General features: G+C 40.7%; 21 protein-coding genes, 1 tRNA gene and 1 pseudogene. 17 read left to right on the top strand and 6 right to left on the bottom strand.

All coding sequences use genetic code 11. The annotated features are described in order from the left end of the window. The first annotated feature begins 47 nt into the window (after positions 1–47). The 4 genes from BGP15_RS18405 to gap all read left to right on the top strand — a co-directional run bounded on the left by BGP15_RS18405 (position 48) and on the right by gap (position 3555). Positions 48–245 (top strand): hypothetical protein, encoded by a 198-nt coding sequence (locus tag BGP15_RS18405; RefSeq protein ID WP_286770440.1) that lies wholly within the window; start codon positions 48–50, stop codon positions 243–245. Between the two features lie 335 nt (positions 246–580). Then, positions 581–1675: an AI-2E family transporter gene (locus BGP15_RS18400; protein ID WP_070568932.1), complete on the top strand. Its 1095-nt coding sequence runs from the start codon at positions 581–583 to the stop codon at positions 1673–1675. A 221-nt stretch (positions 1676–1896) separates the two neighbouring features. Continuing rightward, positions 1897–2514 carry a TlpA family protein disulfide reductase gene (locus BGP15_RS18395; protein ID WP_070568934.1) on the top strand — a complete coding sequence of 206 codons (618 nt, stop codon included), beginning with the start codon at positions 1897–1899 and terminating at the stop codon, positions 2512–2514. A gap of 6 nt (positions 2515–2520) precedes the next feature. Next, complete coding sequence (gene gap, locus BGP15_RS18390; protein ID WP_286770439.1) at positions 2521–3555, top strand: type I glyceraldehyde-3-phosphate dehydrogenase; 1035 nt, start codon at positions 2521–2523, stop codon at positions 3553–3555. 77 nt (positions 3556–3632) lie between these two features. Here gap and BGP15_RS18385 read toward each other — a convergent pair whose 3' ends face one another. Beyond that, on the bottom strand, positions 3633–4412 hold the full coding sequence (locus BGP15_RS18385) for a TIGR02757 family protein (RefSeq protein ID WP_286752006.1): 780 nt from the start codon (positions 4410–4412) through the stop codon (positions 3633–3635). Between the two features lie 8 nt (positions 4413–4420). Further along, positions 4421–5455, bottom strand: coding sequence for a quinone-dependent dihydroorotate dehydrogenase (locus tag BGP15_RS18380; RefSeq protein ID WP_070569103.1), 1035 nt, complete (start codon positions 5453–5455; stop codon positions 4421–4423). Positions 5456–5515: 60 nt separating this feature from the next. Here BGP15_RS18380 and BGP15_RS18375 point away from each other — a divergent pair, with 60 nt between their 5' ends. Together BGP15_RS18375 and BGP15_RS18370 are read left to right on the top strand one after the other, a co-directional pair. After that, positions 5516–7435: an ABC-F family ATP-binding cassette domain-containing protein gene (locus BGP15_RS18375; protein WP_070568943.1), complete on the top strand. Its 1920-nt coding sequence runs from the start codon at positions 5516–5518 to the stop codon at positions 7433–7435. Between the two features lie 134 nt (positions 7436–7569). Further along, a tRNA-Lys gene (locus BGP15_RS18370) sits at positions 7570–7642 on the top strand. A 541-nt stretch (positions 7643–8183) separates the two neighbouring features. On the opposite strand, the pseudogene BGP15_RS27000 reads toward BGP15_RS18370, so the two are convergent. Both BGP15_RS27000 and BGP15_RS18365 read right to left on the bottom strand, forming a co-directional pair. Next, positions 8184–9206: pseudogene (locus BGP15_RS27000) on the bottom strand (recombinase family protein); the annotation flags it as partial. A 220-nt stretch (positions 9207–9426) separates the two neighbouring features. After that, complete coding sequence (locus BGP15_RS18365; RefSeq protein ID WP_078704204.1) at positions 9427–9645, bottom strand: hypothetical protein; 219 nt, start codon at positions 9643–9645, stop codon at positions 9427–9429. 384 nt (positions 9646–10029) lie between these two features. Here BGP15_RS18365 and BGP15_RS18360 point away from each other — a divergent pair, with 384 nt between their 5' ends. The 11 genes from BGP15_RS18360 (at position 10030) to BGP15_RS18310 (ending at position 22391) form a co-directional block, all read left to right on the top strand. Then, positions 10030–11553 carry an SAVED domain-containing protein gene (locus tag BGP15_RS18360; RefSeq protein WP_078704205.1) on the top strand — a complete coding sequence of 508 codons (1524 nt, stop codon included), beginning with the start codon at positions 10030–10032 and terminating at the stop codon, positions 11551–11553. 20 nt (positions 11554–11573) lie between these two features. Then, complete coding sequence (locus tag BGP15_RS18355; RefSeq protein ID WP_078704206.1) at positions 11574–12719, top strand: SMODS domain-containing nucleotidyltransferase; 1146 nt, start codon at positions 11574–11576, stop codon at positions 12717–12719. Next, positions 12631–14511, top strand: coding sequence for a ThiF family adenylyltransferase (locus BGP15_RS18350; protein WP_286770438.1), 1881 nt, complete (start codon positions 12631–12633; stop codon positions 14509–14511). The genes BGP15_RS18355 and BGP15_RS18350 overlap by 89 nt, the downstream gene beginning before the upstream one ends. Before the next feature lie 2 nt (positions 14512–14513). Continuing rightward, on the top strand, positions 14514–14999 hold the full coding sequence (locus tag BGP15_RS18345; protein ID WP_286770437.1) for a Mov34/MPN/PAD-1 family protein: 486 nt from the start codon (positions 14514–14516) through the stop codon (positions 14997–14999). Positions 15000–15430: 431 nt separating this feature from the next. Continuing rightward, a complete protein-coding gene (locus BGP15_RS18340) occupies positions 15431–16282 on the top strand; it encodes an RteC domain-containing protein (RefSeq protein ID WP_286770436.1) in 852 nt (283 codons plus the stop codon). A gap of 256 nt (positions 16283–16538) precedes the next feature. Then, the gene (locus BGP15_RS18335; protein ID WP_286770435.1) at positions 16539–16889 is read left to right on the top strand and encodes a helix-turn-helix domain-containing protein; all 351 of its coding nucleotides are present in this window, start codon (positions 16539–16541) and stop codon (positions 16887–16889) included. Between the two features lie 15 nt (positions 16890–16904). After that, positions 16905–17213: a helix-turn-helix domain-containing protein gene (locus BGP15_RS18330; RefSeq protein WP_286770434.1), complete on the top strand. Its 309-nt coding sequence runs from the start codon at positions 16905–16907 to the stop codon at positions 17211–17213. A gap of 86 nt (positions 17214–17299) precedes the next feature. Then, positions 17300–18787, top strand: coding sequence for a DUF3945 domain-containing protein (locus tag BGP15_RS18325; protein WP_286770433.1), 1488 nt, complete (start codon positions 17300–17302; stop codon positions 18785–18787). Positions 18788–18803: 16 nt separating this feature from the next. Then, the gene (locus tag BGP15_RS18320) at positions 18804–20885 is read left to right on the top strand and encodes a type IA DNA topoisomerase (RefSeq protein WP_286770432.1); all 2082 of its coding nucleotides are present in this window, start codon (positions 18804–18806) and stop codon (positions 20883–20885) included. Next, positions 20882–21763, top strand: coding sequence for an ORF6N domain-containing protein (locus BGP15_RS18315; RefSeq protein ID WP_286770431.1), 882 nt, complete (start codon positions 20882–20884; stop codon positions 21761–21763). Before BGP15_RS18320 ends, BGP15_RS18315 begins: the two co-directional genes overlap by 4 nt. A 10-nt stretch (positions 21764–21773) precedes the next feature. Further along, positions 21774–22391: a DNA adenine methylase gene (locus BGP15_RS18310; RefSeq protein WP_286770430.1), complete on the top strand. Its 618-nt coding sequence runs from the start codon at positions 21774–21776 to the stop codon at positions 22389–22391. 275 nt (positions 22392–22666) lie between these two features. Here BGP15_RS18310 and BGP15_RS18305 read toward each other — a convergent pair whose 3' ends face one another. Next, complete coding sequence (locus BGP15_RS18305; RefSeq protein WP_286770429.1) at positions 22667–23497, bottom strand: RteC domain-containing protein; 831 nt, start codon at positions 23495–23497, stop codon at positions 22667–22669. A 243-nt stretch (positions 23498–23740) separates the two neighbouring features. Then, positions 23741–25934, bottom strand: a 2194-nt coding sequence (locus BGP15_RS18300) for a multicopper oxidase family protein (protein ID WP_286770428.1), incomplete at its 5' end; no start/stop codon positions are given.

The following is a 25934-nucleotide window of genomic DNA, read 5'->3' as shown; positions in this document are numbered from 1 at the left end:
TTCCGCTGAACGAGCCTGATCGCTATAACCAACAAAAACAAAAGATTATGGGCTTATTTTCAAACAATAAAAAAGGAAAAGGGTCTCATCCTTTTTTTCATAAGGCGACCAAAACAGTAAGCGGCACGGCCTTTTCAGCTAAAGAAACCAGTCAAACAAGGACGGTACAATCCATGCTTTTTGTCAAACAATACGATATACTAACGATCTTAAGGGAGGTTTTAATGCCGCAGAATCAAAACTAAAATTAAGCAGATTTCCATCTTCCATACTAACGTGAATGATGTTGGCCCTCCATGTAAACGTAAACAGACTATGTTTACTACGCACGATTAGTGCCTAGGTTAAAGAAAGTCTAGGTACAGCATAGCGTATAAAGCTATCAAAATTTAGCAAAACAACATGATTGCTAATCACTGGGAACCAGAACTTCACAATTGGCTTTAGGGCAGAAAAAAGAAATACAATAAAACATTGAAATTATAAAAAAGAAAGTTTATTTTAACCAGACAAAACTTTTTCCAAAAAAATATTGTCATACGATAAATAACAATCGATAGACAGTATATTTGTCAGCTATATGAAGTACAAACAAATCAACAATAATTCCATCAATCAAATCATGCTAATCGTCATCATTCTGGCGATATGTATATTGATCTTTACAAGCTTATTCTACTACCTCCCCGGTTTTCTGGGAGCAGTTACCTTATATATTCTTTTTAGAAAAATCAATTTTAAGTTGACTGAAGAAAAAAAATGGAATAAATCTTTCGCCAGTATTTTATTGATATTATTGACTATCATATTCTTGGTAGGGCCACTCTATCTGTTAATCAACTACATGGTACCTCAGGTAACAGAAGTCATTAGCAACAAAGACGATCTGATGCACAAGTTTGACTCGATCAAAACGTACTTTAAAGATAGCCCCTATTTAAGCAATATCGATCTTTCTGATACCGCCTTAATGGGAACGCTTCAAAAAGCAGCTAAATTTATACCCAATATTCTGAATTCCGTTGCGGAAGTTGGTGTCAATATACTGGTAGCGCTATTTGTGTTGTATTTTATGTTGGTTAGCAGCAAAAAACTAGAACAAACCATTTATCAAGCGATCCCTTTCACCCAAACCAGTAAAGCCGAGTTGTGGAAAGAGTTTGATATGATGGTAAAATCCAATGCAATCGGCATCCCGATTTTGGCTATATGCCAAGGTATTGTAGCGGGGCTTGGTTATTGGTTCTTTGGCTTGGAGAGCCCGATCTTTCTGGGAATTCTTACCGCAGTTTCCACTATAATCCCAATTTTGGGAACGATGGTGGTGTATCTACCAGCAGCGCTTTTTCTACTGGCGAATGGACAGTCCGGAAATGCAATAGGTCTTGCCTTATATGGTATCATTATTATTGGTAGTATTGATAATGTACTTCGATTTACCATATTGAAAAAGTTGGGTGACGTTCATCCCTTAATAACGGTATTCGGTGTTTTGCTGGGATTAAACCTATTTGGTATGCTGGGATTGATCTTCGGTCCACTAATCCTATCTTGTGTGGGTGTATTATTGAAAGTGTATAGCATTGAATTTGGAAGAAGTACGCCAGAAATTATTCAATCTACCTCATTGACAGACTCAAAGTCTACGCATGACGGTCCTGACATCATAGAATAAAGGAACTGCAACAGGTTAAATTGTTTTGATCACAACATGCATTAATATCCAGTATACTGTCATAAATGAATTTCTACGATTAAGAATCCCTTTTTTTTCATAGTTTTGATCATTAGTATAATACATTCTTCAATACTTTCTACGTAAAAATTGACGATGTATTAAGCATAAACATTAAAACGATAAAATCACGAAAACTGATTTAAAAGCAAACGTATTCTATGAATAAAAAGATAATCTTAGGAGTGACAGCGTTATTGGCCGCCGGCATTCTTTCCTCATGCAACAACAACAAACCGAAAACAGATCAAACTGCAAATACTACGCAGGAAGCCAGTGCTGACAGCCATGATCATGCAGGTCATGATCATGCAGACCACGATCCTAGTCAAGCTGCGCCAAAGCAATCTTCCGACCCTGCGGCCATTCTGCCTAATTTCACATTTTATCAGCTTCGTTCGGGCATCCGTGTTACGCAGGAAAACGTTGCTAAAGACAAGAATACCGTTTTTATTCTATTTGATCCCGGGTGTAGTCATTGCCAACATGAAGCTACGGAGCTTGAAAAGAATATTGATCGTATAAAAGACGTCAATATTTATTATATTTCCATGAATGATCCGGCCTTAGTACTAGGTTTTTTTGACACCTTTGCACCTAAACTATCCAAAGCATCCAACGTAGAGGTATTGATTGATAAAGACCAAACGTTTATACAGACCATCCACGTACCTTCACAATTTCCCGCAAATTACGTCTATGGTGCGGACGGAAAACTAAAAGCACATTGGGAAGGTGAAAAAAATATTAACGAAGCAATAAGCCAATTTCATAAATAATCTGAAATGCTAAACATAGCAATCAATGGATTCGGACGCATCGGTCGGAATACACTACGTAATATCTTTTTACGGGAGGCTTTCGATGAACTGCAGGTCATTGCCATCAATGACCTGACAGATACGAAGACCTTAGCCCACCTATTTAAATACGATTCTGTACATGGTCCTTTTCCTGGCACCGTGACACACGATGAAAAACATATTATTGTCAATGGTCTTTCCATCTTGGTTACCAATGAAAAAGATCCTGCAGCACTGCCTTGGCAGGAGCTTCAAATTGATGTTGTCATCGAATCTACAGGGTATTTCACCAGTCGTGACAAAGCGGCTCTCCACCTGGAAGCTGGTGCAAAAAAAGTGATTATCTCCGCCCCGGCACAAGATAAAGACATTCCAACAGTGGTATTGGGCATTAATGACAGTGTCATTGATCTATCTGCTTCGATTTTATCCAATGCCTCCTGTACAACAAACAATGTTGCTCCCCTCGTTAAAATATTGGATGAAAATTGGGGCATCAGAGATGGCTATATTACCACGGTTCATTCCATGACGGGAGACCAGAATCTTCACGACGCACCACATAAAGATTTAAGGAGAGCGCGGGCAGCATCGTCGGCGATCATTCCAACAACTACTGGTGCCGCTAAAGCGATTACCAATGTTTTTCCGCATCTGCAGAATAAACTTGGCGGAGCCGGGATACGTGTCCCCGTACTCAACGGTTCATTGACGGACTTTACCTGTACGCTCGAGAAAGAAACCACTGTAGAGGAAATCAATAAAGCATTCAAAGCTGCAGCAGAAGACGAATTAAAAAACGTATTATTTTATACAGAAGATCCCATCGTTTCGGTAGATATCATCAATAACCCCTATTCATGTGTATTTGATGCGCAGTTAACCTCGGTGGTGGGCGGTCTGGTCAAAGTTGTGGGCTGGTATGACAATGAATTTGGTTATTCCAATCGTTTGGTTGACCTTCTGATCAAGATCGATAGGCTCACACATAAGGTTGCTACCTCATCATCATCTTAGGATAGGTGGCGGCATAAAAAAAGCGTCCTTGCCAATTATAATTGGCAAGGACGCTTTTTTTTCTTCATGCATTAATTTTACATTTCCCCTTCAACGCCTAATCCAAATAACGCAAAATCATATTTGACCGGATCCAGCGGATCCAGTAAACGCAGATTGGCTGTTAATTCCTGGGCTGTTTTCCAATTCACTTTATCCAGCGTAATTAGACCAAATTTGCGGGCAACACGCTCGACATGGACATCACAGGGACAGATGAGATCTTTTGGGGACAGGCGGTGCCAAATACCAAAATCTACACCTTTTGTATCTTTTCTGACCATCCAGCGTAAAAACATATTGATCCGCTTGACGGTTGACTTCTGTGCTGGACTACTAATGTGCTTCCGTGTACGAACAGGATAATCAGGTAAGGAAAAGAAATAGGTTTTAAAGGCATTCAGTGCCATTTCTAGGTCGACCTCTTCCCTGTTCTCCTGTCCTACGAGAAAAGCATCCTCCAAAGATTCGAAATGCGCATAGTGATGCTTAAAAAAAGAAACAAAATAAAGAATGTCGGTATCATTGAAGGTACGGTGCTTAAATCCCAGCAAGGTCTTTAAATCCTGTTCTTGGTGATTTACAATATAATCGTATGGCGAACCATCCATACGAGCCACCAGTTCATTACATTTATTGATAATCGTCTTTCTTTGTCCCCAAGCCATGATGGAAGCCAAAAATCCCATGATCTCAATATCCTGTTTCCGGGAAAATTGATGGGGAATCGATATGGGATCATTTGGAATAAAACCAGGTTGATTATATTCATCAACTTTCTTATCCAAGAAATCTTTCAGATCAAAATCAACGTCCATACTAATCCTTATCTTCCAGTTTGAAGAATACCTTTACAAATCTTTGCGATCAAGCCTGGGCCTTCGTAGATAAAACCGGTATAAACTTGAATGAGACTGGCTCCAGCATCTAACTTCTCAATGGCATCTTTCGCCGAATGAATCCCCCCTACACCGATGATCGGAAATGCCTTGTTGGATTTTTCACTTAAGTAGCGAATCACTTCCGTTGAACGTTTGGTCAAAGGACGTCCACTTACACCACCCGCTTCATTGATCAGCTCCTGTTGGCTCTGTAAGCCTTCTCTTGAAATCGTCGTATTCGTTGCGATAACACCTGCAATTTGAGTTTCCAAAACGATCTCGACAATATCATCCAATTGACTATCCGTCAAATCGGGCGCTATTTTAAGCAAGATGGGCTTCGGAGCCGATTTTGCGATATTGAGGCTTTGTAAAGTATTCAATATATGTTTTAAAGGCTCCTTTTCCTGTAAATCCCGTAAGCCCGGTGTATTCGGAGAACTCACATTGACAACAAAATAATCCACGTAGTCAAACAATGCATTGAAGCAATAAATATAATCATTGACAGCTTCTTCATTGGGTGTCACCTTATTCTTACCGATATTTCCCCCTATTAACAATCCTTTTCGATCCTTTAGATTTTTCAATCTTGTAGCGGCAACATCTGCCCCCTGATTATTAAATCCCATTCTATTGATCAACGCTTCATCGGGAACAAGGCGGAACATCCTGGGTTTATCGTTGCCCGGCTGTGGCTTAGGAGTTACCGTTCCAATTTCGATAAAACCAAATCCCAAATTAGTCATATCCGCAATATATTCCGCATTTTTATCAAAGCCAGCAGCAAGGCCCACCGGATTTTTAAATTTCAATCCAAAGACTTCGCGTTCCAAACGTGGATCTTCCACGGTAAAAAAAGCATTCAATAATTGTTTGGCGCCCCAAATTTTTGAGAAAACATTCAATCCACCGGTCACTTTATGGTGAGCCGTCTCCGGATTCATTGTAAAGAATATAGGTTTGACTAATTTATACATAATCGCAAAGTTACTCAAAGAAGAAGAAATATTCATTACTTTTGTACTTTTGCAGTTGAAATGATATCAATAAATAATTTAACATTTGAAATAGGATCTCGCGCTTTATATGACGAAGCAAACTGGCATATCAAACCAGGAGATAAAGTTGGCTTGATCGGTGCCAATGGTACAGGTAAATCGACTTTACTTCGCCTTATTGTCGGTCAATATACGCCCACATCAGGAACGATTTCCATGGCGAAGGACCTTAAGATTGGTTATTTAAACCAGGACTTATTGTCGTACCATTCTGACAAAAGCATTTTGCATGTTGCCATGGAAGCTTTTGAGCGCCAAAATCAATTACATGCCGAAATCGAGGACTTACTCCACAAACTAGAAACAGATTATTCGGATGAAATCCTGAATAAACTAAGTGATAAACAAGTAGAATTTGAGGCTTTAGATGGTTATAACATCGAATTTAAGGCCCATGAAATCCTTGCCGGTTTAGGTTTTTCCGAAGAAGAACAGAAAAGACCATTGGCCACTTTCTCCGGAGGATGGCGTATGCGGGTTATGCTTGCCCGTATCTTATTGCAAACTCCAGATATTCTGTTATTGGATGAACCGACCAACCACATGGACTTACCTTCCATCAAATGGCTGGAGAACTATCTGCAAGCATTTGATGGCGCCATTGTGATTGTTTCCCACGATCGATATTTTCTTGACCGCATCATCAAGAAAACGGTAGAATCACGTAAAGGAAAATTAACACTTTATGCAGGTAACTACAGTTTTTATCTTGAAGAGAAGGAACTACGGAATGAATTGCAGGCCAATCAATTCAAAAACCAGCAAGCCAAGATAAAACAGGAAGAACGCCTTATCGAGCGTTTCCGCGCCAAGGCTTCTAAAGCCAAAATGGCGCAGTCGCGTATCAAAGCATTAGATCGCTTGGAGAGAATTGACGATGTGGACGATGACAATCCTACGGTAAACTTCAGCTTTAAATTTTCAAAACCTTCGGGGCGCCACGTCGTGACATTGGAAAATATTTCCAAGTCATACCCTAACCTGGAGATCTTAAAAAATACTTCAGCCATTATAGAAAAGGGTGATAAAATAGCCCTAATTGGTGCCAATGGTAAAGGTAAATCTACCCTCTTACGTATCGTGGCCAATGCGGATCACCAGTTTGAAGGAAAAGCAGAACAGGGACACAATGTTTCGCAGACATTTTTTGCGCAACACCAGCTGGAGGCGCTGCACCTGGAAAATTCCATCCTTGCCGAGTTACAAACTTTTGCGCCGAAGCATACAGAGACTGAATTGCGCTCGATCCTTGGATGTTTTCTATTCACTGGTGATGACGCATTCAAAAAGATCAAAGTACTCTCCGGAGGTGAGAAATCGCGTGTGGCCCTTGCAAAAGCATTAACCGCGGACGCGAACTTCTTAGCGCTCGATGAGCCTACCAACCACTTGGATATGCAGTCTGTCAACATTCTGATCCAGGCCTTGCAGCAATACGAAGGTACATTTATCGTTGTCTCCCACGATCGTTATTTCTTAGACAATGTAGCAAACAAAATCTGGTACATTGAAGACAAACAGATCAAGGAATACCCAGGTACCTATCAGGAGTATGAAGAATGGGCTGCAAAACGCGTCGTAAAGGCGGACGTAAAAACGGAGAAAAAAATCAAGGAAGAACCCAAAGTAAAGAAAGAAAAGCAACCACTTACGGAAGATAAAACACGTTTGTTGAGTAAAAAAAATAAGGAGCTAACGTCTTTTGAACAAAAAATTGAAGAGCAAGAAATTTTAGTTAAAAATTTAGAATCAAAACTTGCCGACGAAGCAGTGTATTCGGATGCGACTAAGTTACAGGAAACTACACGCTCTTACAACTCAGCGAAGGCATTATTGACGCAATTTCAGGAGAGTTGGGAACAGCTGGCGGAAGAAATCATGGAATTGGAAAATGGTTAATTTTTTTGGCTTAAAATCAGCTTATTAAACCTCAAAGCGTGATTTTAAGCCAAAATTATTTGCAGGAACAGGATTAAAGCCCTACTTTTGCATCACTTCAAACAAGGAACGGCAGTTCAAAAACAAAGAAGTAGGATTCCGTAGCTCAGCTGGTAGAGCAATACACTTTTAATGTATGGGTCCTGGGTTCGAATCCCAGCGGGATCACTCTATGGTCATCAGGATTTTCTAAATTCTGATGACTTTTTTTTTGACCTTCTAACCCACTCTTACTCAGCCTAATAAGATTAAGAAAAGCATTCGATTTAGGAGTTCGAAAAGTCTTGCCGTCAAACTCCAGTTTTTGGTAGTAAATTGAACTCGCAATCTTCCTTCGATCATCTAAGCTACCTTCGACATATCTCTGCGCTAAATTGGATATACCATCTAACGCTAAAGACAATTTGCCTGGGATATCTTGATCCTTACCTGCTTTAACAAGTCCTTTCAAATTCTCTTCGAGTTCTTCAAGTTTCTGTTTACATTCTTTTTTGACCTCATTGTAATCGTCCTCGTCCAATCTATCAGTTAAAAACAGATCTCTTGCCTTAGTTAACTTTTGGTTGACTTTCTCGATATCTGCGATCACTGATTTTCTTTCGTCATCCACATTACCACAATATCTTTTGTAATTCCTTAAAAGAGCCACTTTTAGAAGGTCCTTATGTTCAGGTAAGATCTCATATTTTCTTAGATCATCAACAAACTTTTTGTTTAAATCGTCAGAGTTATGTCTGAATCCACATTTAGAATTACAGTGATAATAACTGTAAAGTTTGGTATTACCTTTGGACGTACTTGCAGTCAATGTACTACCACAACGAGGGCAGATTAAAATCCCTCGTAAAGGAAAACTTTCATTGCTCAAAACTTTGCTCTCTCCTACCTCAGTCCTACTCTTTCGACTTTTCCCGTCCAGAACCCGCTGAACCTTCTCAAATAGTTCTTCGCTGATTAAAGGTACATGCTTCCCTTTAACGTAATGTGCAGGTTCATTCTCAAATTCCGCAATAAAAACTTTTCCGGCGTATACTGGATTTCGGATAGCGACCATGAAGGCATTTCTGGTCAAATTTTTACCCTCTCTTTTATTCATCAGCACTCGAATGTGCTCAGAAGGCAATTCGCCTTTCGCAATTTCTTCAAATGCCCATATGATATTATCAGCCTCAGGATGCAAAACACCTATATATTTCCTTCCATCCTCTGTACATCTGTTTATATATCCGTACGGCGGTGTGCCCATAATCCGGCCTTCTTTTCGTGCCCTCCTCATTCCATAGAATACATTCAAAGCCCTCCTATCATTTTCAACTTCCGGAGTTGAGAGATATATCGCCAGTACAATCTTGTTCTCCGGGATCTTAAGGTCTAACGGCTGTTCTATTGCTTGAGGCTCAACTTGTAAACTTTCTAAAACACTGATCATATGATAAGCATCCCCAGCATTTCTACTAAACCGATCCCATTTAGTAAATAGGATTAACCGTGGCTCTCGATCTTTCTTACTTCTTTTCTTTAAATTTTTCAGATAAGCGCTCCATTCCGGTCGTTCAAAATTTTTAGCGGAATGATCCTCAAATATTACATTCTGAACTGCAATACCGTACTTTGCACAATACCCCTTTAGCCGTTCTGCTTGATCTCGTTGTGAATAACCTTTGTCAGCCTGTTCATCTGTGGATACTCGAATATACAGGTCGGCAATTTTGCTGCTATAGTTCTTTTTCATACGAATACATTTAACTGTGAATACTTTTAGGAATTAACATGAAAGGACTGCTGTCCTCGTCTTCATAGGACGGAAATCTGAAATGTAACTCAGCTGTCCCAAATAACTTAGTCTTTCTCATTGGAAATTATTTATAATCTTGGAAATCGCGGTTAAACCAATAAGCTGAATGCTAATAATTTATCACCACGAAGAATATTACAAAATTACAAAAAATAGATTATTCCGGAGAGAAGTACTGTTTGATAGTGACCCTTGTTAGCATATGTAAAAAATCGAGCATTTCGATAGCTTCTTCTTCAGTAACCTTCTTACCGGTTTTGCGGACAACCTCCATAAACTCGTCTAGGGATATTTCTTCCAGCTCAATAAAAGCGGATTGCTTCAACATCTCAAGGTTGAATTTTTTCCCTGGTTTGGAAGTTCCATATTTTTTCATATTAGCTGACACCTTACTGGTAAAGCTATCTTAAAATCTCCCCAACAAACCAAGAATGGAAAAAAAATGAGTAACTTTTCCTACCAGTTCCTATCAATATCTTTTTCATTTCATTACGGCAAACCATAAATGCTTTTAAATACATTTAACTATTTTAGTGTATTAAACACATTTTCAAAATAACAAGTAGATACATATATATTTCGACTCTTTAAGGCATTGTTTTTTAACTGACATATTGACCTTAAGGATTAGATGGATGAAAGCTTAGATTCAGCAATATTCCAAGTATAAGGTCAAGGAATTTTGTATAAATGGGACAATTTGTCCTTAAACAATTTAGGGCATAATTACTGTGATCTATAAATTACAAATTATAAACATATGGCAACCAGTGTAATTGCAAGACAGAGCGGAGACGACTTCCAATCAAAATTCTTTTGGCTAAAAGCCTGTGGATTGAACCATTCACATACATGTATCAAAAAAGTTGCCTGGGAAATGGACTGTACGTTTGGATTCGATGACGTGGTCGTATATTATGATCCAGCAGCCAAAGAATCCGGGTATGATGTTACAGAAGACTACTACCAAGTAAAATTCCATGTTGACCACAAAAGAGGCTTTACGTGTGAAGCGCTAATGGATCCGGAGTTTATCGGAAATAAGACAGAATCAATTTTACAGAGATTACATAACAATTATAAAAAAGATCCAAATACTTTTGCTTTAAAACGGTACAATATAGTAAATACTTGGGGCTTGGACCGGAACGATGATCTACCGAGATTACTTGGAAATAATGGAGGCATTCGGCTTGACGTTTTATTTAAAAATGGGCCTAAATCAGCAAACGGTAAAATAAGGGAGGCATGGAAAGCTCATCTTGAAATTGATAGTGATGAAAAATTGCGAGAAATCCTTGCACCGTTGAGAATAATGCACAGTTTTGGTGATGAAAGGCAAGTTAAAGATCAACTAAATACTAATCTTGTCTTGTCAGGATTGAGACCTATACCTGCCGATCAGCACTCTAGCAAATATAACGACCTCATTCAAAAATTACACGCGTCGGGCAGAAATGTATTTACCAAAGATGAACTCTTGGAGATTTTAAAGGCAGAGGATCTTTACGTAGGCAAAACAGCCGAAGAAGATTTTTTTAAAGTTGGTGTGCGCAGTTTTAGAAAAGGTGCTGAAAATTTAGAAAATGAAGTTGACCAAATTAGCTGTTTTCTTCACTGCTTTTCTAGTAGATTTATTTTAGAAGAATATGCTGGAATGGAATTCATTAACGAACAAATAAAAGCAACTGCAGAGAAAATAATTGTAAATAAAAAACCTGTATTATTACATCTGGATACACACCTATCTCTAGCGACCTTATTGGGTTCGCAGCTCAATCCTAAATATGGCGTTCCAGAAATTACCCTTGTACAAAAAACATTTAATGGCAAGAAGTTATGGAAAGCCGATGCGGAAACGACACCGGTACAGACTGCTCCTTTTTGGACAATCACCGAGGAACAGCTCAATGAACAAGGTGACGAAACAGTCTTGTCAATTAACGTGACCCATAATATAATCGAAGATGTAAATGCATTTGTCGAAGAAAATCTCGCCCACGTCAAAGCACGTGTCCACGCATCCTTACTGCCAAAAATTGGAGCTACTTCATTAATCGATGCCAATCACGCAGTTTCAGCACTTGAAGAGCTAATAAGTACAATGAAAACGGTGAAACGTAAATCCCAAGCGATGGGAAAAGTTCATGTATTTATTGCCGCTCCAAATGCCATGGCTTTCTATCTTGGTCAGAAGATCAGCCTGCTTGGAAAAGTGGCGCTATATGAGTTTGACTTTGAACAACAGCGAAATGGTGGGTATCATGCCATTCTGGAAATATAATAACTTAATATTAAACCTACATGAAAATCAATTCGTACTTCAATGACTTTTTGTCAAATATTAGACTCACATCTTCTCAAAAAGATGATTTAAAAAGAGGACATAAGACATTACGCGACCGTCTTGCTGCAGATGATGAACTTAAGGACATCATTATTTCAACATTCCTACAGGGTAGTTACAGAAGGTCTACCGCCGTCAGACCTTTAAATGGTAAGCGCGCAGACGTTGATGTGATAGTAGTCACCAACCTAGACCGAAATGAAATTACACCTCAGCAGGCCATTGAAAAATTTATCCCATTTGTAGAAAAACATTATAAGGGAAAGTATGAAATTCAAGGTCGATCAATTGGAATTGAACTATCTTACGTTGATCTGGATATTGTAATAACTTCTGCTCCGTCTGAATCAGATAGAGAACTTCTAAAATCAAGCAGTGTGACATCTAGTCTAATGCTTGAAGATTTTACCAATGATTATGAATGGCGCCTAACAAAAGGATGGAGCGATCCTGATCCTATGAAAGCTTTTAACTTTTTGGCAGAATCTGTAAAAAACCAAGCTGAGTGGAAAATGGAGCCTTTATGGATTCCGGACAGTGAAGCTAATTCCTGGGACCAAACTCATCCACTAGAGCAGATCCGTTGGACTAGAGACAAGAATAAAAATACAAACAAGCATTTTGTAAATATTGTTAAAGCATTAAAATGGTGGAGGACGCTGAAGCTAACTGACCTAAAATATCCAAAAGGTTATCCAATCGAACACATGATCGGTGATTGCTGTCCGGACGGTGTCACTTCTGTTGCCGAAGGTGTTTACAAGACACTGCAGGGAATAGTAGACACCTACAGTTCAGAGAGGTTATGGGGGACTACTCCTGTCCTACCTGACCGAGGTGTACCAGAACACAATGTGTGGAAAAGAGTTTCCAATGATGATTTTATTTCATTTTATGATTCTGTAGAAGAATATGCAGCACTGGCGAAGGAGGCATTGGAGGCTGAAACTTTAAAGGAGCAGGTAGAGAAGTGGAGAGAATTCTTTGGTGATAAATTTCCATCATACGACGGAGATGACACCAAAAATACGCTATCCTCTGGCTCAGCTGGGTTTACAACAAGAAAGGAGAATACAGATGCTGGACCAGGTAGATTCGCATAATTTGGAGCCTACCGAAATATTGAAAGCTGCTCGCAGGCAACTGGAGGATATTAAAGGCTATCAAATGCTAGAGGATATGACTTGGGATTACATCGTAAAAAAGTGGAAACTGACCTTTAAAATATCCATTGAAAGCTCTGACCAGGACTTAGTGCCAAACGATACCGTTTGGCATGTTTTAGTTGACCAAAAATATCCCGCAGGCAATATTTTGGTGATGCCTGACAGCAAAGAAGGCATTACAACCACTTTTCAGCATCAGGATTTTAATCATATCATTAAAGATCGACCATGGTCCAGCGGCAAGCTATGTCTTGACGAGAGTCAAGGAAGCTGGGGAAGAAAACAATATCTTACCGAACCGAAATACGGAACATCAAGACTTTATTGGCATATCGATAGATGTAAAAGCTGGCTAACCGCCGCCAGCAATAATACTTTGGTTGAAGATGGTGATCCTTTCGAATTGCCAGCATTCCCACCAAGACAAAAATACCAGCTTTTTTTTAACGAAAACAGGGCTACATTTGATAGCTGGTGTAAAAGTGATCATAAGGAAGGAACTTTCACTTACAAGCAATTGAGCAAGGAAATTTATGCAGTCCTGCAATTTAGAAGCGACAATTTTAGCATTGAGCCTAACTGGGGTAAATACATTACGGATAGCCAAAACGGGCATCAGCACGGAATTTGGCTAGTTCTTGAAAATATTCCAGTAATTCGCCCGTGGCAGATTCCAACTACTTATGGAGAATTAATTGAGATATTAAATCTTCAAAAAATTGATCTGCTATCCACCTTTGTAAAGCAGACACACAATCTAAAGAAACAAGGCTCATTTCCTAATGCTGTATTTTTAGGTTTTCCTGTAGCAGAGCGGATCGGACAGGGAAATCATTTAATGCATTGGTTTGCGTTCACATATCCACAATTACCAAAAATAAAAGGATTCCGACCCAATGCCACCGGCTTATCAAAACATCTAATCAAACTGGCTTTACAGCCTAATAAAAAAATAAACTGGATCAAAACAGACAACTGGAATCAAGAACAATTGACAAATAGAGGCAGAATGAAAAAAGATACGTCAGAAATGAAAGTATTGTTAATTGGAGCAGGATCTGTTGGCTCAATTTTCATTCAGTCACTGGTGAGACTTGGTATGAATGACATTAAAGTAATAGATCCTGATACGTTGGTCGCAGGAAATTTATCGCGCCATATTTTGACACTAGACTCTATCGGGCTTCCAAAAGCCGAAGCATTATCAAATCATCTGAACCGCATATTCCCTTCTGTACATTGCACATATGAAAATTCTTCGCTTGGGGATGCCATCAGTCAAAACAAGGTAACCTTATCAGATTTTGATATTGTTATTGAAGCCACTGGTCAAGATTCCGTCATTGCTTTTCTCAATGACAGTTTGGTGGATAGCACATGTTTGCTTACATCCATATCAACAGGTTATATGGCAGACACTTTGTACCTCTATACGATTCGACTCAATAGCGGTGAACAAAATTTTTTAAGTGATTTTAATGCAAAATCTAAAAAATGGCTGGAAATGGATGCAAAAAAGGTAAGCGGAGAAGAACAATTAATTGAAGGTATAGGCTGTTGGCACCCCTTATTCCCTGCTAGAATAGATGACATACAAATGCTTGCAGGTGCCGCAGTGAAAAGTTTTGAAAAGCAGATTTTTGATGGTGACACATCTAAATTAACCATCATCCAAAAACAATATAACAACAACGATACATTTATAGGTATCAAAATATTCGAAGAATAACGATGGTCTACGCTAATATTGAAAATAATTTAAAAATTCATCTTTCCGAAGATCTACTTTTTGAACTACAAACGTACTGCTCCCAGTCCGGAAATTTAGAAACGGGAGGAATACTGATCGGATATTACGAAGATAATAATATGTCAGCGAATATTACGGCTGTCACCGGTCCGCCCAGTGACTCTAAACATGGTAGAACAACATTTGTAAGGGGAACAAAGGGTTTAAAAAAAATCTTAGACAACCACTGGCAAAAAGGTCGATATTACCTCGGAGAATGGCATTATCATCCCTATGCTTTACCTGATCCAAGCTTCCAGGATATCAACCAGATGAAGAAAATATCCACAGATCATAAATATCATTGTCCAGAACCATTGATGATTATTATCGGAATGGAAGGAAAAAGCTTCATAAACCGTATTTTTGCGTCTTTAAAAGGGCAAAATTTAATTGAGTTTCATCCGATAGAAAGAATAACCACCTGATGTAAATTAAAATGATCCCGTTTCACTTGTATTTCCTCGAATTTCATGGTTTTTTTCATTCTTCAATTTTGCAAAGATCAAGAAGAAAACTTTCTGCTTTTTTTTCATAAAAATAACGGTAATGCTAAAAATAGCTTAGAATGAGTAGTTTACGAGGTGGTCTATCGTTGTCGGTAACGATTTAGTAATGGTGCTTGTTGCATTCATCTTCACTCAATTTCCTTGTAAATCAATAGCAAATATAAAAAATATATTAAACAAAACCCCTCTTTTCGTGGCTTGTTTTTACATTCCCATTTTTATATTTCACATTCTTTCATAAAATCTTACGGGAAAATCTTTCAAGAGTTAGGGTCATATTGGGAAATAATGTGGGGTTTAAAGGCAATATTTGTAAACATGAAGTAGTGCTTACAAATAAACCTTTAGCTATGAGAAAGACTTTGAGCCACATTCTTGCCGAAATTGAGAAACAGGAACGTAAAGTCTCCTCCTCTACGACACGCCTTATTGATGAAGCCTATCAAATGACGATTTATCTGCAAGAGTTATTGAATACGCTAAAGGAGTACATTTTGAAAGAGGGTTTTAAAGACAATAAGGAAGAAATCAACTTCTTTAAAAATACCAAACCGCAAATACTTGGCAAGCTGATATACTACAATAAGGTTTTTCGCATCGAAACATCCTGTCCTGTGGAAACCGGAAAAATGTACCATTCCTATTTTTCAGCGCAGTTGCAGGAGTTGAAGCTGGATTTTAGGGAGAACATCAGCAATTCCTATTTTTACCGATATTATCGTTTGAGACGGGTAGACAGGGATGAGGAATATTTTATGCGGGGACGGATAAACTATCATGACGGGCTAAACAGCTTTGTTTTTGAAATTGACCCGCAATTTAGTACTTACTATGATTATAAGGCAGCACGCATCATAGCAAATGAGTTATTATATTCTTATTTGATAACGAGGATTAGCCCCGATGATAATCCTGACAATATTTTATTGGATGGAGAAGCCAAAAAAGATATATTTTGGACACAGACAAAGAATGCACTCATTGAATTGATTTACGCCCTCCATGCTGCCGATGCCATTTCACACGGAAAATTGGGTATTCGCAAAATCAGTATGGTATTTCAAATCCTGTTCCGTGTTTCTCTCAATGATATACACAACAGCTTTCACCGTATGAAAACCCGTTCAGGCTCCCGCACTTTGTTTTTAGACCAACTCAAATCCAGCTTAGAGGATTACATGGACAGGGAAGACAGCTACTAATAACAAACCTTTTACCATAAATGAACAGCATCATACGGTGCTGTTTTTTTTTGACCATTAGCCTATATGTGTATATAGACACATCCGTTGTTTGGAATACCCGTTTGCAACATTAAAAATAAGAAACTGCTACAAAACAGCACTTTACGCCAATTGCAAAAAAAATGAAAAAAGTGCCTTTTTGATAGACACGTATCGGAAGACAGCCCCAGCCAAACGCTCCAATTTTGTACAGTGAACATTAAGCAACTGTGCAATGAAAATAATAACCATTGAAGAAGAAGTATGGAAGCAGCTCAACGAGCGCATTAAATCCATAAGCGAGTACCTCCTGAAACTGGAAGACACCAGTTACGATAGTTTGTGGCTCAATAACCATGAAGTCTGCCAGTACCTCCACATCAGCGAAAAAACGCTTTGGCGTATGCGTACCAAAGGCGAAATCGCCTACTCCAAGATGTACGGACAATATTACTACACCATACGAGCCATAAAGGATATGCTCAATGCCCACGCCGTGGAGACCAGCGAGGAATATGTGCGGGAACTTATGGCAAAGGGCAAAAGCTATGTCGAAAAAGGGAGAAAAATAAAGTCGGGAAAATAATTAAAACGTATTGCTATGAACATAGACAGAATGGAATTTTTTGCGTGGATGGAGCGTATCATGGAGCGTTTCGATATTCTGAAACAACATCTCATAGATATGCAGAAGCAACGCAATACCATAGACGGCGAAGAACTATTGGACAATCAAGACCTCTTGCAAATGCTGAAAATCAGCCACCGCTCTTTGCAGCGATACCGCTCATCCGGCAAGCTGCCGTATTACACCATTAGTGGCAAGCTGTACTACAAATTATCGGATGTACACCAATTCATAAGGGAAAGTTTCAACGTTCCCCTGCAACGTACAAAGGACAATCAGTGACAAACGATGCCACCGGGAGACAGGTACGGCTATGCCGTACCCACATCCATTACTTTCGGCAGATAACATTTTAAAATATCAATATTATGAGCGAACAGACAATTGAAAATCCACAGCAAGCCCCCGAACAGCTTTCGGATGTTTTGTTGGTCATGGATAAAGAGAAAAAGAAAATCCAAGCGGTTACAGGCATTGATGAAAACGGTAGTCTGAAAACCGTTGATGCCGATAAAAAGAACCAAAGCGAGTTCATGCGGGTAGATAAGAGCGGGGATATATTTTCCAACTTCTTCTCCAACTTTTGGCGGCAGCTAAAAGCCCCTACACGCTTCTCATTCTTTAAAGTACCTGCACAGGAAGCAGTCGAAACAGCCCAAAAAATTCAACAACAGGTTGATACCCCTACCAAAGAGGGCGAGGCGGTCATGGTCAAGCATGAGGTCAAAGAGCCAAAGGAGCAACAACAAGAAAACAAAAAAGATATGGAAACAGCACAAACAACACAGGCAACGCAAACAACAGAAGCAACGCCGGAAAAAAGCGATTACCGCTACAAAGCCGAGGATATTGATTGGAAGACCTTAGAGCAACTCGGCGTGAAACGGGAAACCCTCGAAAAAATGGGTGCGATGGACAGCTTATTAAAGGGCTACAAAACCAATTTTGTAGTGCCTGTAAGTGTCAATTTAGGTACGGTTGTACTCCGTTCGGATGCAAGGCTCGGTCTTCATAGTGGTCAGGACGGAACGCCTGTATTCGCTATGTATGGTGTCCGTCACGAGCCGAACCTACATGCACCTTTCTTCGGTCACGAATTTACAAAAGAAGACAGGGACAACCTGCTCAAAACCGGAAACATGGGGCGTGTCGTGGATTTGACTTATCCAAAGACTGGCGAAATAGTTCCGTCTATTCTTAGTATTGATAAATTGACAAATGAGGTTATCTCCTTACCGCAGAGTTGGATAAAAGTGCCTGACGAAATTGGCGGTGTAAAACTCAATGAAGAACAAAAGAAAGACTTATACGAGGGCAAATCTATCTACATTGAGGGTATGGTTTCCAAGAAAGGAAAAACTTTCGACAGCGATGTCCAGTACAATGCGGATAAGCGTTACCCGGAGTACCTTTTTGACCGGGGTGCAAACTATAAACAATCCCAAAACCAGCAAACCAGCCAGCAACAGGGACAAGCACCGTATGAAGCACCGAAAACGTTCAGGGGAAAAGAACTGACCGACCAGCAATATGAAAAGTACAATGCGGGGCAAACAGTTCATGTGGATGGTTTGATTGACAAGAAAGGCAAAAAATATCAGGGCTATATCACCTTTGATAAACAAACCGGGAAAGAGGATTTCTCATTCACCAACCCCAACAAGCTGAAAGATAAAATACAGCCCGCCGAAGCCAATAAAACGCAGGTATCCGTCAATTCCGAGGGGAAAACCAACGAGGCGACCAAAAATATCCAAGAGCCTTTAAAATCCCAACAGAATGCTCCTGTCAACAAACAACAACAGGAACAGCAGGAACCACCCAAAGCCAATAAATCCAGAGGCATGAGACGATAATCACTAAAAAAAAGATATGAAAGCAGTTATTGCAGAAAAACCAAGCGTAGCCCGTGAGATAGCCGCCTTGTTGGGAGCCACCGATAAAAAGGATGGCTACCTGACAGGTAACGGCTATCAGGTTACGTGGGCGTTCGGGCATTTGGTCGGACTGGCTATGCCGGAAGACTACGGATTGTCGGGTTTCCAAAGGGAAGCCCTGCCCATTTTACCCAATCCCTTTTTACTGACGGTACGAAAGGTAAGAAAGGATAAAGCCTACGTTCCCGATAGCGGAGCGGTTAAGCAGTTGAAAATTATAGAGCAGGTCATCAGCCGCTCGGATAGCATCATCGTGGCTACCGATGCAGGGCGTGAGGGCGAACTCATCTTTAGGTACATTTATGAATACCTAAAGTGCAACAAACCATTTGAACGCCTTTGGATAAGTTCACTTACCGAAAAAGCCATCAAGCAAGGGTTTGACAATCTAAAGGCAGGCAGCGACTTTGACGGGCTTTACCAAGCCGGGCAAGGACGGAGCCAAGCCGATTGGCTCGTGGGTATCAACGCTTCGCAGGCATTGAGTATTGCAGGGCGTGGCGTGTACTCCCTCGGTAGAGTACAAACGCCCACGCTTGCCCTTATTTGCAAACGGTATCTCGAAAACAAAAACTTTACCGTCAAAAAGTATTGGCAGATACAGTTAGGACACCGCAAGGAATTTGTGGACTTTAAAAGCCTTTCCAAAACCAAATGGGAAGACAAAAAGCTGGCTGACGATACGCTAAAATCCATTGAGCGTACCGGAACAGCTACGGTTACTGCGGTCGAAACCAAAACAGTTTCAGAGCAACCACCCTTGTTGTTCGACCTGACGGGATTGCAAAAGGAAGCGAACAAAAGGCTGTTCCTGACCGCCGAAGAAACGCTGAACATTGCCCAAAGCCTATACGAAAAGAAACTTATCACCTATCCACGTACCGGGAGCAAATATATCCCCGAAGATATTTGGGCAGAAATACCCGCATTGGTAAGGAAGTTGGAAGCAAGGGCATCCTGTAAAGAAGCGGTTGGGAAACTGAAATGGGGTCGCTTCAATAAACGTATCATAAACGATGTAAAGGTAACAGACCATCACGGTCTGCTCATCACCGAAACGCTCCCATCCAAATTACCCCTAAACGAAGAAGGCATATATGACATGATTGCCCTGCGTTTGCTGGAAGCCCTATCACAAGCCTGTACCAAAGAAATAACCGACATCACATTACAGGCTTTGCATTATGATTTTACGCTGAAAGGCTGTAAAATCCACGAAGCGGGTTGGCGTGGTATCAGAAAGAACTTTAAAGAGGATGACGATGAACCTATGCAGGAATTACCGGAATTAAAGAGCGGTGATGAACTGAAAATAAAAGAGGCATCCGTATTGGAAAAGAAAACCAAACCGCCTGTGCTTTATACCGAAGCTGGTTTGTTGTCCGCAATGGAAAATGCCGGAAAGGAAATAGCGAACGAAGACGAGCGTAAAGCCCTGCAAGGCATCGGCATTGGCACACCTGCTACACGGGCGGCAATCATCGAAACGCTTTTTAAAAGGGATTATATCAAGCGTGAAAAGAAATCCCTTATTCCTACCGAAAAAGGATTACAGGTCTATGAAGCGGTAAAGGATAAAAGAATTGCCGATGTAGCCATGACCGCCGAATGGGAAATGGCTTTGCAGAAGATTGAGAACAATGAGGCAGATGCTACGTATTTTCACCAATCCATGAAAGCCTATGCCTCATCCGTTACACAGGAACTTTTGAGCATCAGCATTGCGGGCGAAAAGCATCCCGAACTCATTTGTCCCAAATGCAAAAACCATAAACTGCTTATCAGGGATAAGGTGGTCAAATGCCCCGATGAAACGTGTAACTGGCTCCTGTTCCGCAATATTTGCGGGGTACAGTTGAGCCTTAACGAAGTAGAAAACCTCGTAAACAAAAGAATGACCAGCCTTATCAAAGGAATGAAAAGCAAAGCGGGCAAAAAATTCGATGCCCGTATAGTACTGAAAGATAATAGCGAAACCTCTTTTGAATTTAACAACAATACATATAAAAAGAAATGAACAGCAACGCAATCATAAGCCGGAAGGAAATAGAAAACCTTATTTACACGGTACGGGGCAAACAGGTTATGTTTGATAGCGACCTTGCATCTTTATACCAAGTAGAAACAAAGAACCTCAATAAAGCCGTAAAAAGGAATATCGAGCGTTTTCCCGAAACGTTCTGCTTCCAACTGAACCAAGAGGAACTTGAAAACTTGAGGTTCCAATTTGGAACCTCAAGTTTAAATTACGGCGGCAGGCGTTATTTACCCTACGTGTTCACCGAGCAAGGGGTCGCCATGCTATCCGCCGTGCTGCGCAGCGAGATAGCCGTAAAGGTCAGCATTGAGATTATGAATGCCTTTGTGGAAATGCGAAAATTGTTAATCGGCAATGCCGCATTGTTTTCCCGGATGGATAAAATGGAACTCAAACAGATTGAAGCGGACGGCAAGTTTGAGGAAATCTTTAAGGCTTTGGAAAGTGATAAGCTGCACAGCGAAAAAGGTATTTTCTATGACGGACAGATATTTGATGCCTATACCTTTGTCGCAGATATTATACGGAGCGCACAAAGGTCAATTATCCTTATCGACAACTATGTGGATGATACGGTGCTAACGCTACTCGGAAAGCGTGGGCAATCCGTATCAGCCACTATTTATACCAAAAGCATCAGCAATCAGTTACAACTCGATTTGCAACGCTACAACAGCCAATATCCCGCTATCAATATCCATGCTTTTGCCCATGCGCATGACCGTTTCCTCATTATTGACGGGACAGAACTGTACCATATCGGCGCATCATTAAAGGATTTGGGCAAGAAATGGTTTGCCTTTTCCAAGATGAACACGGAGGTTGGCAAGATGCTTTACTTTTTAGATAATACATAAACTACGAACTATGAAAAACAAAACGCCACTTACCTATTACGGGGGCAAGCAAAGGCTGGCTTCGGTAATTTTACCGTTAATTCCAAGTCACGAAACATATACAGAAACCTTTGTTGGTGGAGGTGTAATTTTTTGGTCTAAAGCCCCATCCAATGTAGAAATTATAAACGACAACAACCGGGAAATCATCAACTTTTACGAAGTTGTACAAAATGAGTTTATTGAACTTGAAAAATTAATCCGGATAAGTTTATACAGCCGCTCATTACACAGCGATGCAACCGTTATGTACAATAACCCGCATCTGTTCAGCCGTATTCAGCGTGTATGGGCGGTGTGGGTGCTTGCTTCCCAATCCTTTGGCGGTAAGCTAAATGGTGGTTGGGGCTATGAGCGGACAAAGAAACAGGCTTCCACTAAGATTTGGAGAAAACGGGAAGCATTTACGATTGAATATGCCATAAGGCTGCAATCGGTACAGGTTGAATGTATGGATGCGCTTCGGGTTATCAGAAGCCGGGATTATGCGGGGGCATTCCACTATTGCGACCCACCTTATTTTAATGCACATTGCGGTCATTATAATGAATACAATATAACCGATTTTGAAGCCCTTTTATCCCAATAGTGGTATTGCTACACGAGTGATGGAGGGCATTCTGTGTTAGCCTTAATAGAGGGGCAGTTTGATGAAAATAACCCGGCTTCATGGGAAGATGATTTGTGTCCCTGTCCTGTAAAGGCAGTCATGAGGAATTACCGGATATTAAACGGCTATCCCGTAGCCCCATTGAGGTATGACAGTATGTATGGGTTACGCTCGGAACCGGTAGACGAGGAATTTTGATAAAAAGTAAACGAGGATCTGCAAGTCCTCGTTTACTTTTTCCCTATTTACCATCGCTACTTCTCGTCCTGGTTATTCATCTTATTGATGAGGGCATCCCGAAGCGCATCCGCAAATTTGGTTGGGTTAATCTTCCGGTTTTTGAGTTCCAAAAATATATGATAGACATTACCTAAATCAATATTGAACACCCTTTCAAAATACTTGGCAATCTCCCTTATGTCTGCATTGCCATTGTCAAAGACACCCAAAGCGTGCAAGGCATAAATCAGCTCGGTCAGGTAGGCTTTGCTGGCTGTCCAAGTCAACTTTGGCAGGTCGGCATATTCTTCGCCCTGTTCGGTGGTTTTATATAGTTGGTCTTCGATATAGACCTGTATCAAATCATTCGCTATTATCTTGGCTACCTTGTAATCGTGGGAGGTAGAAAAGGACTGGTCAGACTGAAAGTAATAGGTATCCAGCCACAGCTTTATATCGTGCTTGCCCCGTAAAAACATTTTCTCGTCAAGGAACGAGTTGTTGCTACGGTAGTACTTGTAAAAATCAATGTTGTTGTCAAAGAACCTTTTCAGCTTCTTCAATTCTTTTTTAAGGTATTTTCTAATGCGCTTTGACCCGTAGGGCTTTCTCGTTTCAATTTTATAGATGGCATTGTAGTAGATGAGTTTTGCAACAATGACTGGCTTTTGATATTTGAAAAACCGGATTTCTTCATCAGCGTTCTTAAACCCTCTTTTCAAGACATATTCCTTTACTTCTGACAGGCATTGCACAATGCGGTTTATAACAGCTTCCGTCCGTTGTACCGAGCAATCGTTTTCAATCTCCAATTCGTTGATGGCTGTTTCCAGTTTATGTAGTGTTTCATTATAGAATTTATTCATCCGCTTATTTTGATATAGATGTTATTAGTTAAAACAGAAAAGCTAATACTGTTCATATTAGCTTCCTTATGCAATTACTGCAACGTGTATCGTGTTGATGATGGAACGATAGATAGATTTTGTTGCATACTTTAATGGGTTGTAGTATGATGCAGGTAAATCATTACGAATTATACCCGCATCACCAACTGTTTTTTGACCGATATTTTACGGTTCGCAGTTTACAACCTTAGTTATTCAATTTTAATAAGTCAAGGCAAGCCCTATACCCCATCCCATATCACTATCATAGTGGGTGCGGATGCCGATGTTTTTGTTGATGATGTAACTAAGTTCTCCCATATATTCATAGTCTGTGTTTACCATGAAGCCACCTCTTAACCTTTTGGTGATGGGAATATCCTCACGCATCAGCGCCAGCCTTACAATACCATCGTGATAAACCTCTGCCTGAAAATTAATGAGCATGGGCAAGGTGTACACAAAACCTAAGCTCACAGCCCGGCGTGTATCCTTTTTATTCTTTTGTCCGAATAAGTTTGTTTCGTGTTCGTCTATTCCCATTTTTCGGTAACGCCAGTCAAATCCCACAAAGGGCATAAACCATTGCATTTTCCCCAAATACCTGCCCAAATGGGTTTCTACTTCATAGCCGTGCATATCATTGTAACCTAAACGCCATTCCGAACTCAAATTCCACCTTGTGTTTTGCAGCATTGCCATACCGTCATTACCATTGGTGGCGAAATCATTCTGTGCCATGAAATGGGGCATGTTGCTTTCCCGCTGTAATGCTTTATAGGATTTAGCCTTATCAGGCAGGTAGGGGTTTTGGTAATCGCCTACGGCAAACACCCTGTTCATCCCCGACATCATGTGGTACAGGATGTGGCAGTGAAAGAACCAATCGCCCTCCTCATTGGCGGCAAACTCGATGGTGTCCGTTTCCATTGGCATGATGTCAATGATATTTTTCATAGGTGCATTTTCACCTTTGCCGTTCAGCACCCGGAAATCAAATCCATGCAGGTGCATCGGGTGGCGCATCATGGAGTTGTTATAAATGGTGATGCGCAGAACCTCACCTTTCTTAACGGGTATTTTGTCCGTTTCAGAAAGCACCCTGTTGTCCATGCTCCAAACGTAGCGGTTCATATTCCCGGTAAGGGTAAATTTTATGTCCTTTACGGGCGCATCTTTGGGAAGCGTGGTATTGTAGGGAGATTTGAGCATGGCATAGTTTAAGGTAACAATATCTCCCAAAGCATTTGCATTGTAACGGTTGGGGTCGTTGTCCATATTCATACCCTCGTGCTTGCTGTGGTCTGCTTTCTTTCCCGCTTCTCCGGTTATTTCGGGGTACATGACCACGTTCATATCCATTTGGTTCAGGCTCATCTTCATGCCCATATCGTTCAAATCGCCGTTCATCTTCATCATGTCGTTCATCATCTTCATCCCCTCGAAATACTTCAGTCGTGGGAGCGGAGAAATAAGCTGTTTGACACCGTTACCGATAAAGTAGCTTGCCGATTGCGTCCTGTCCTCGGTAGTCGCTAAAAACTCATACGCCAATCCGTCTTCGGGGATGGTAACGACCACATCATAGGTTTCGGATACGGCAATGATTAACCTGTCCACTTCGACAGGCTCCACATCGTTGCCATCACTGGCGACCACGGTAATCTTACCTCCGGCATAGCGCAGCCAGAAATAGGAAGATGCACCGCCGTTGGATATGCGAAGCCGTACTTTGTCTCCTGCCTTTAAGGTTTTGCCGTCAACCGTTTTTAGCTCCGGTGCATTGCTGCCATTGATAAGGATTTTATCATAGTAAACATCGCTCACATCCATTGCCAGCATCCGCTTCCACTCATTGGTTACTTTCACGCCAAATTTTCCCTCTTTAATGGCTTCAACGTATGACTGCGTAGCGTTCTTTTTGATAGCCGCCCAATCGTTGGCGTTGTGCAGCATCCGGTTGATGTTGTCGGGGTTGTAATTCGTCCATTCGCTTAGGATAATGGGTACGGTCGGCAAATCGTCAATCCCTTTTCTAAAGGTCTTGTCATTCTCCCGTTTCTTCATTACAAAATTACCGTACATACCTATCTGCTCCTGCAATCCCGAATGGGAATGATACCAGTGCGTACCGTGCTGGATAATTGGGAAACGGTAGGTATAGGTTGTACCGGGTTCAATGGGCTGCTGCGTAAGATGGGGTACACCGTCTTCCTTATTGGGCAGGAACACGCCATGCCAGTGCAATGAGGTACTTTCTTTCAATAGATTGTGTACTACTATCTCGGCAGTGTCGCCCTCGGTAAACGTAAGGGTAGGCATCGGGATTTGCCCGTTTACGGCAATCGCTCTTTTTTGCTTACCTGCATAGTTGACAAGGGTATCTTTTACATACAGGTCGTAATGCACTACTTTC

This window comes from Sphingobacterium sp. 40-24 (assembly GCF_001899705.1).
Lineage (GTDB): Bacteria > Bacteroidota > Bacteroidia > Sphingobacteriales > Sphingobacteriaceae > Sphingobacterium > Sphingobacterium multivorum.
The sequence above is the reverse complement of the archived record's forward strand: the minus strand, read 5'-3'. Positions and strand labels throughout refer to the sequence as shown.

Excerpts from the sequence above, each read along its gene's own strand:
- BGP15_RS18405 (WP_286770440.1), top strand. The coding sequence starts at position 48 with ATGGGCTTATTTTCAAACAATAAAAAAGGAAAAGGGTCTCATCCTTTT.
- BGP15_RS18400 (WP_070568932.1), top strand. The coding sequence starts at position 581 with ATGAAGTACAAACAAATCAACAATAATTCCATCAATCAAATCATGCTA.
- BGP15_RS18395 (WP_070568934.1), top strand. The coding sequence starts at position 1,897 with ATGAATAAAAAGATAATCTTAGGAGTGACAGCGTTATTGGCCGCCGGC.
- gap (WP_286770439.1), top strand. The coding sequence starts at position 2,521 with ATGCTAAACATAGCAATCAATGGATTCGGACGCATCGGTCGGAATACA.
- BGP15_RS18385 (WP_286752006.1), bottom strand. The coding sequence starts at position 4,412 with ATGGACGTTGATTTTGATCTGAAAGATTTCTTGGATAAGAAAGTTGAT.
- BGP15_RS18380 (WP_070569103.1), bottom strand. The coding sequence starts at position 5,455 with ATGTATAAATTAGTCAAACCTATATTCTTTACAATGAATCCGGAGACG.
- BGP15_RS18375 (WP_070568943.1), top strand. The coding sequence starts at position 5,516 with ATGATATCAATAAATAATTTAACATTTGAAATAGGATCTCGCGCTTTA.
- BGP15_RS18365 (WP_078704204.1), bottom strand. The coding sequence starts at position 9,645 with ATGAAAAAATATGGAACTTCCAAACCAGGGAAAAAATTCAACCTTGAG.
- BGP15_RS18360 (WP_078704205.1), top strand. The coding sequence starts at position 10,030 with ATGGCAACCAGTGTAATTGCAAGACAGAGCGGAGACGACTTCCAATCA.
- BGP15_RS18355 (WP_078704206.1), top strand. The coding sequence starts at position 11,574 with ATGAAAATCAATTCGTACTTCAATGACTTTTTGTCAAATATTAGACTC.
- BGP15_RS18350 (WP_286770438.1), top strand. The coding sequence starts at position 12,631 with ATGACACCAAAAATACGCTATCCTCTGGCTCAGCTGGGTTTACAACAA.
- BGP15_RS18345 (WP_286770437.1), top strand. The coding sequence starts at position 14,514 with ATGGTCTACGCTAATATTGAAAATAATTTAAAAATTCATCTTTCCGAA.
- BGP15_RS18340 (WP_286770436.1), top strand. The coding sequence starts at position 15,431 with ATGAGAAAGACTTTGAGCCACATTCTTGCCGAAATTGAGAAACAGGAA.
- BGP15_RS18335 (WP_286770435.1), top strand. The coding sequence starts at position 16,539 with ATGAAAATAATAACCATTGAAGAAGAAGTATGGAAGCAGCTCAACGAG.
- BGP15_RS18330 (WP_286770434.1), top strand. The coding sequence starts at position 16,905 with ATGAACATAGACAGAATGGAATTTTTTGCGTGGATGGAGCGTATCATG.
- BGP15_RS18325 (WP_286770433.1), top strand. The coding sequence starts at position 17,300 with ATGAGCGAACAGACAATTGAAAATCCACAGCAAGCCCCCGAACAGCTT.
- BGP15_RS18320 (WP_286770432.1), top strand. The coding sequence starts at position 18,804 with ATGAAAGCAGTTATTGCAGAAAAACCAAGCGTAGCCCGTGAGATAGCC.
- BGP15_RS18315 (WP_286770431.1), top strand. The coding sequence starts at position 20,882 with ATGAACAGCAACGCAATCATAAGCCGGAAGGAAATAGAAAACCTTATT.
- BGP15_RS18310 (WP_286770430.1), top strand. The coding sequence starts at position 21,774 with ATGAAAAACAAAACGCCACTTACCTATTACGGGGGCAAGCAAAGGCTG.
- BGP15_RS18305 (WP_286770429.1), bottom strand. The coding sequence starts at position 23,497 with ATGAATAAATTCTATAATGAAACACTACATAAACTGGAAACAGCCATC.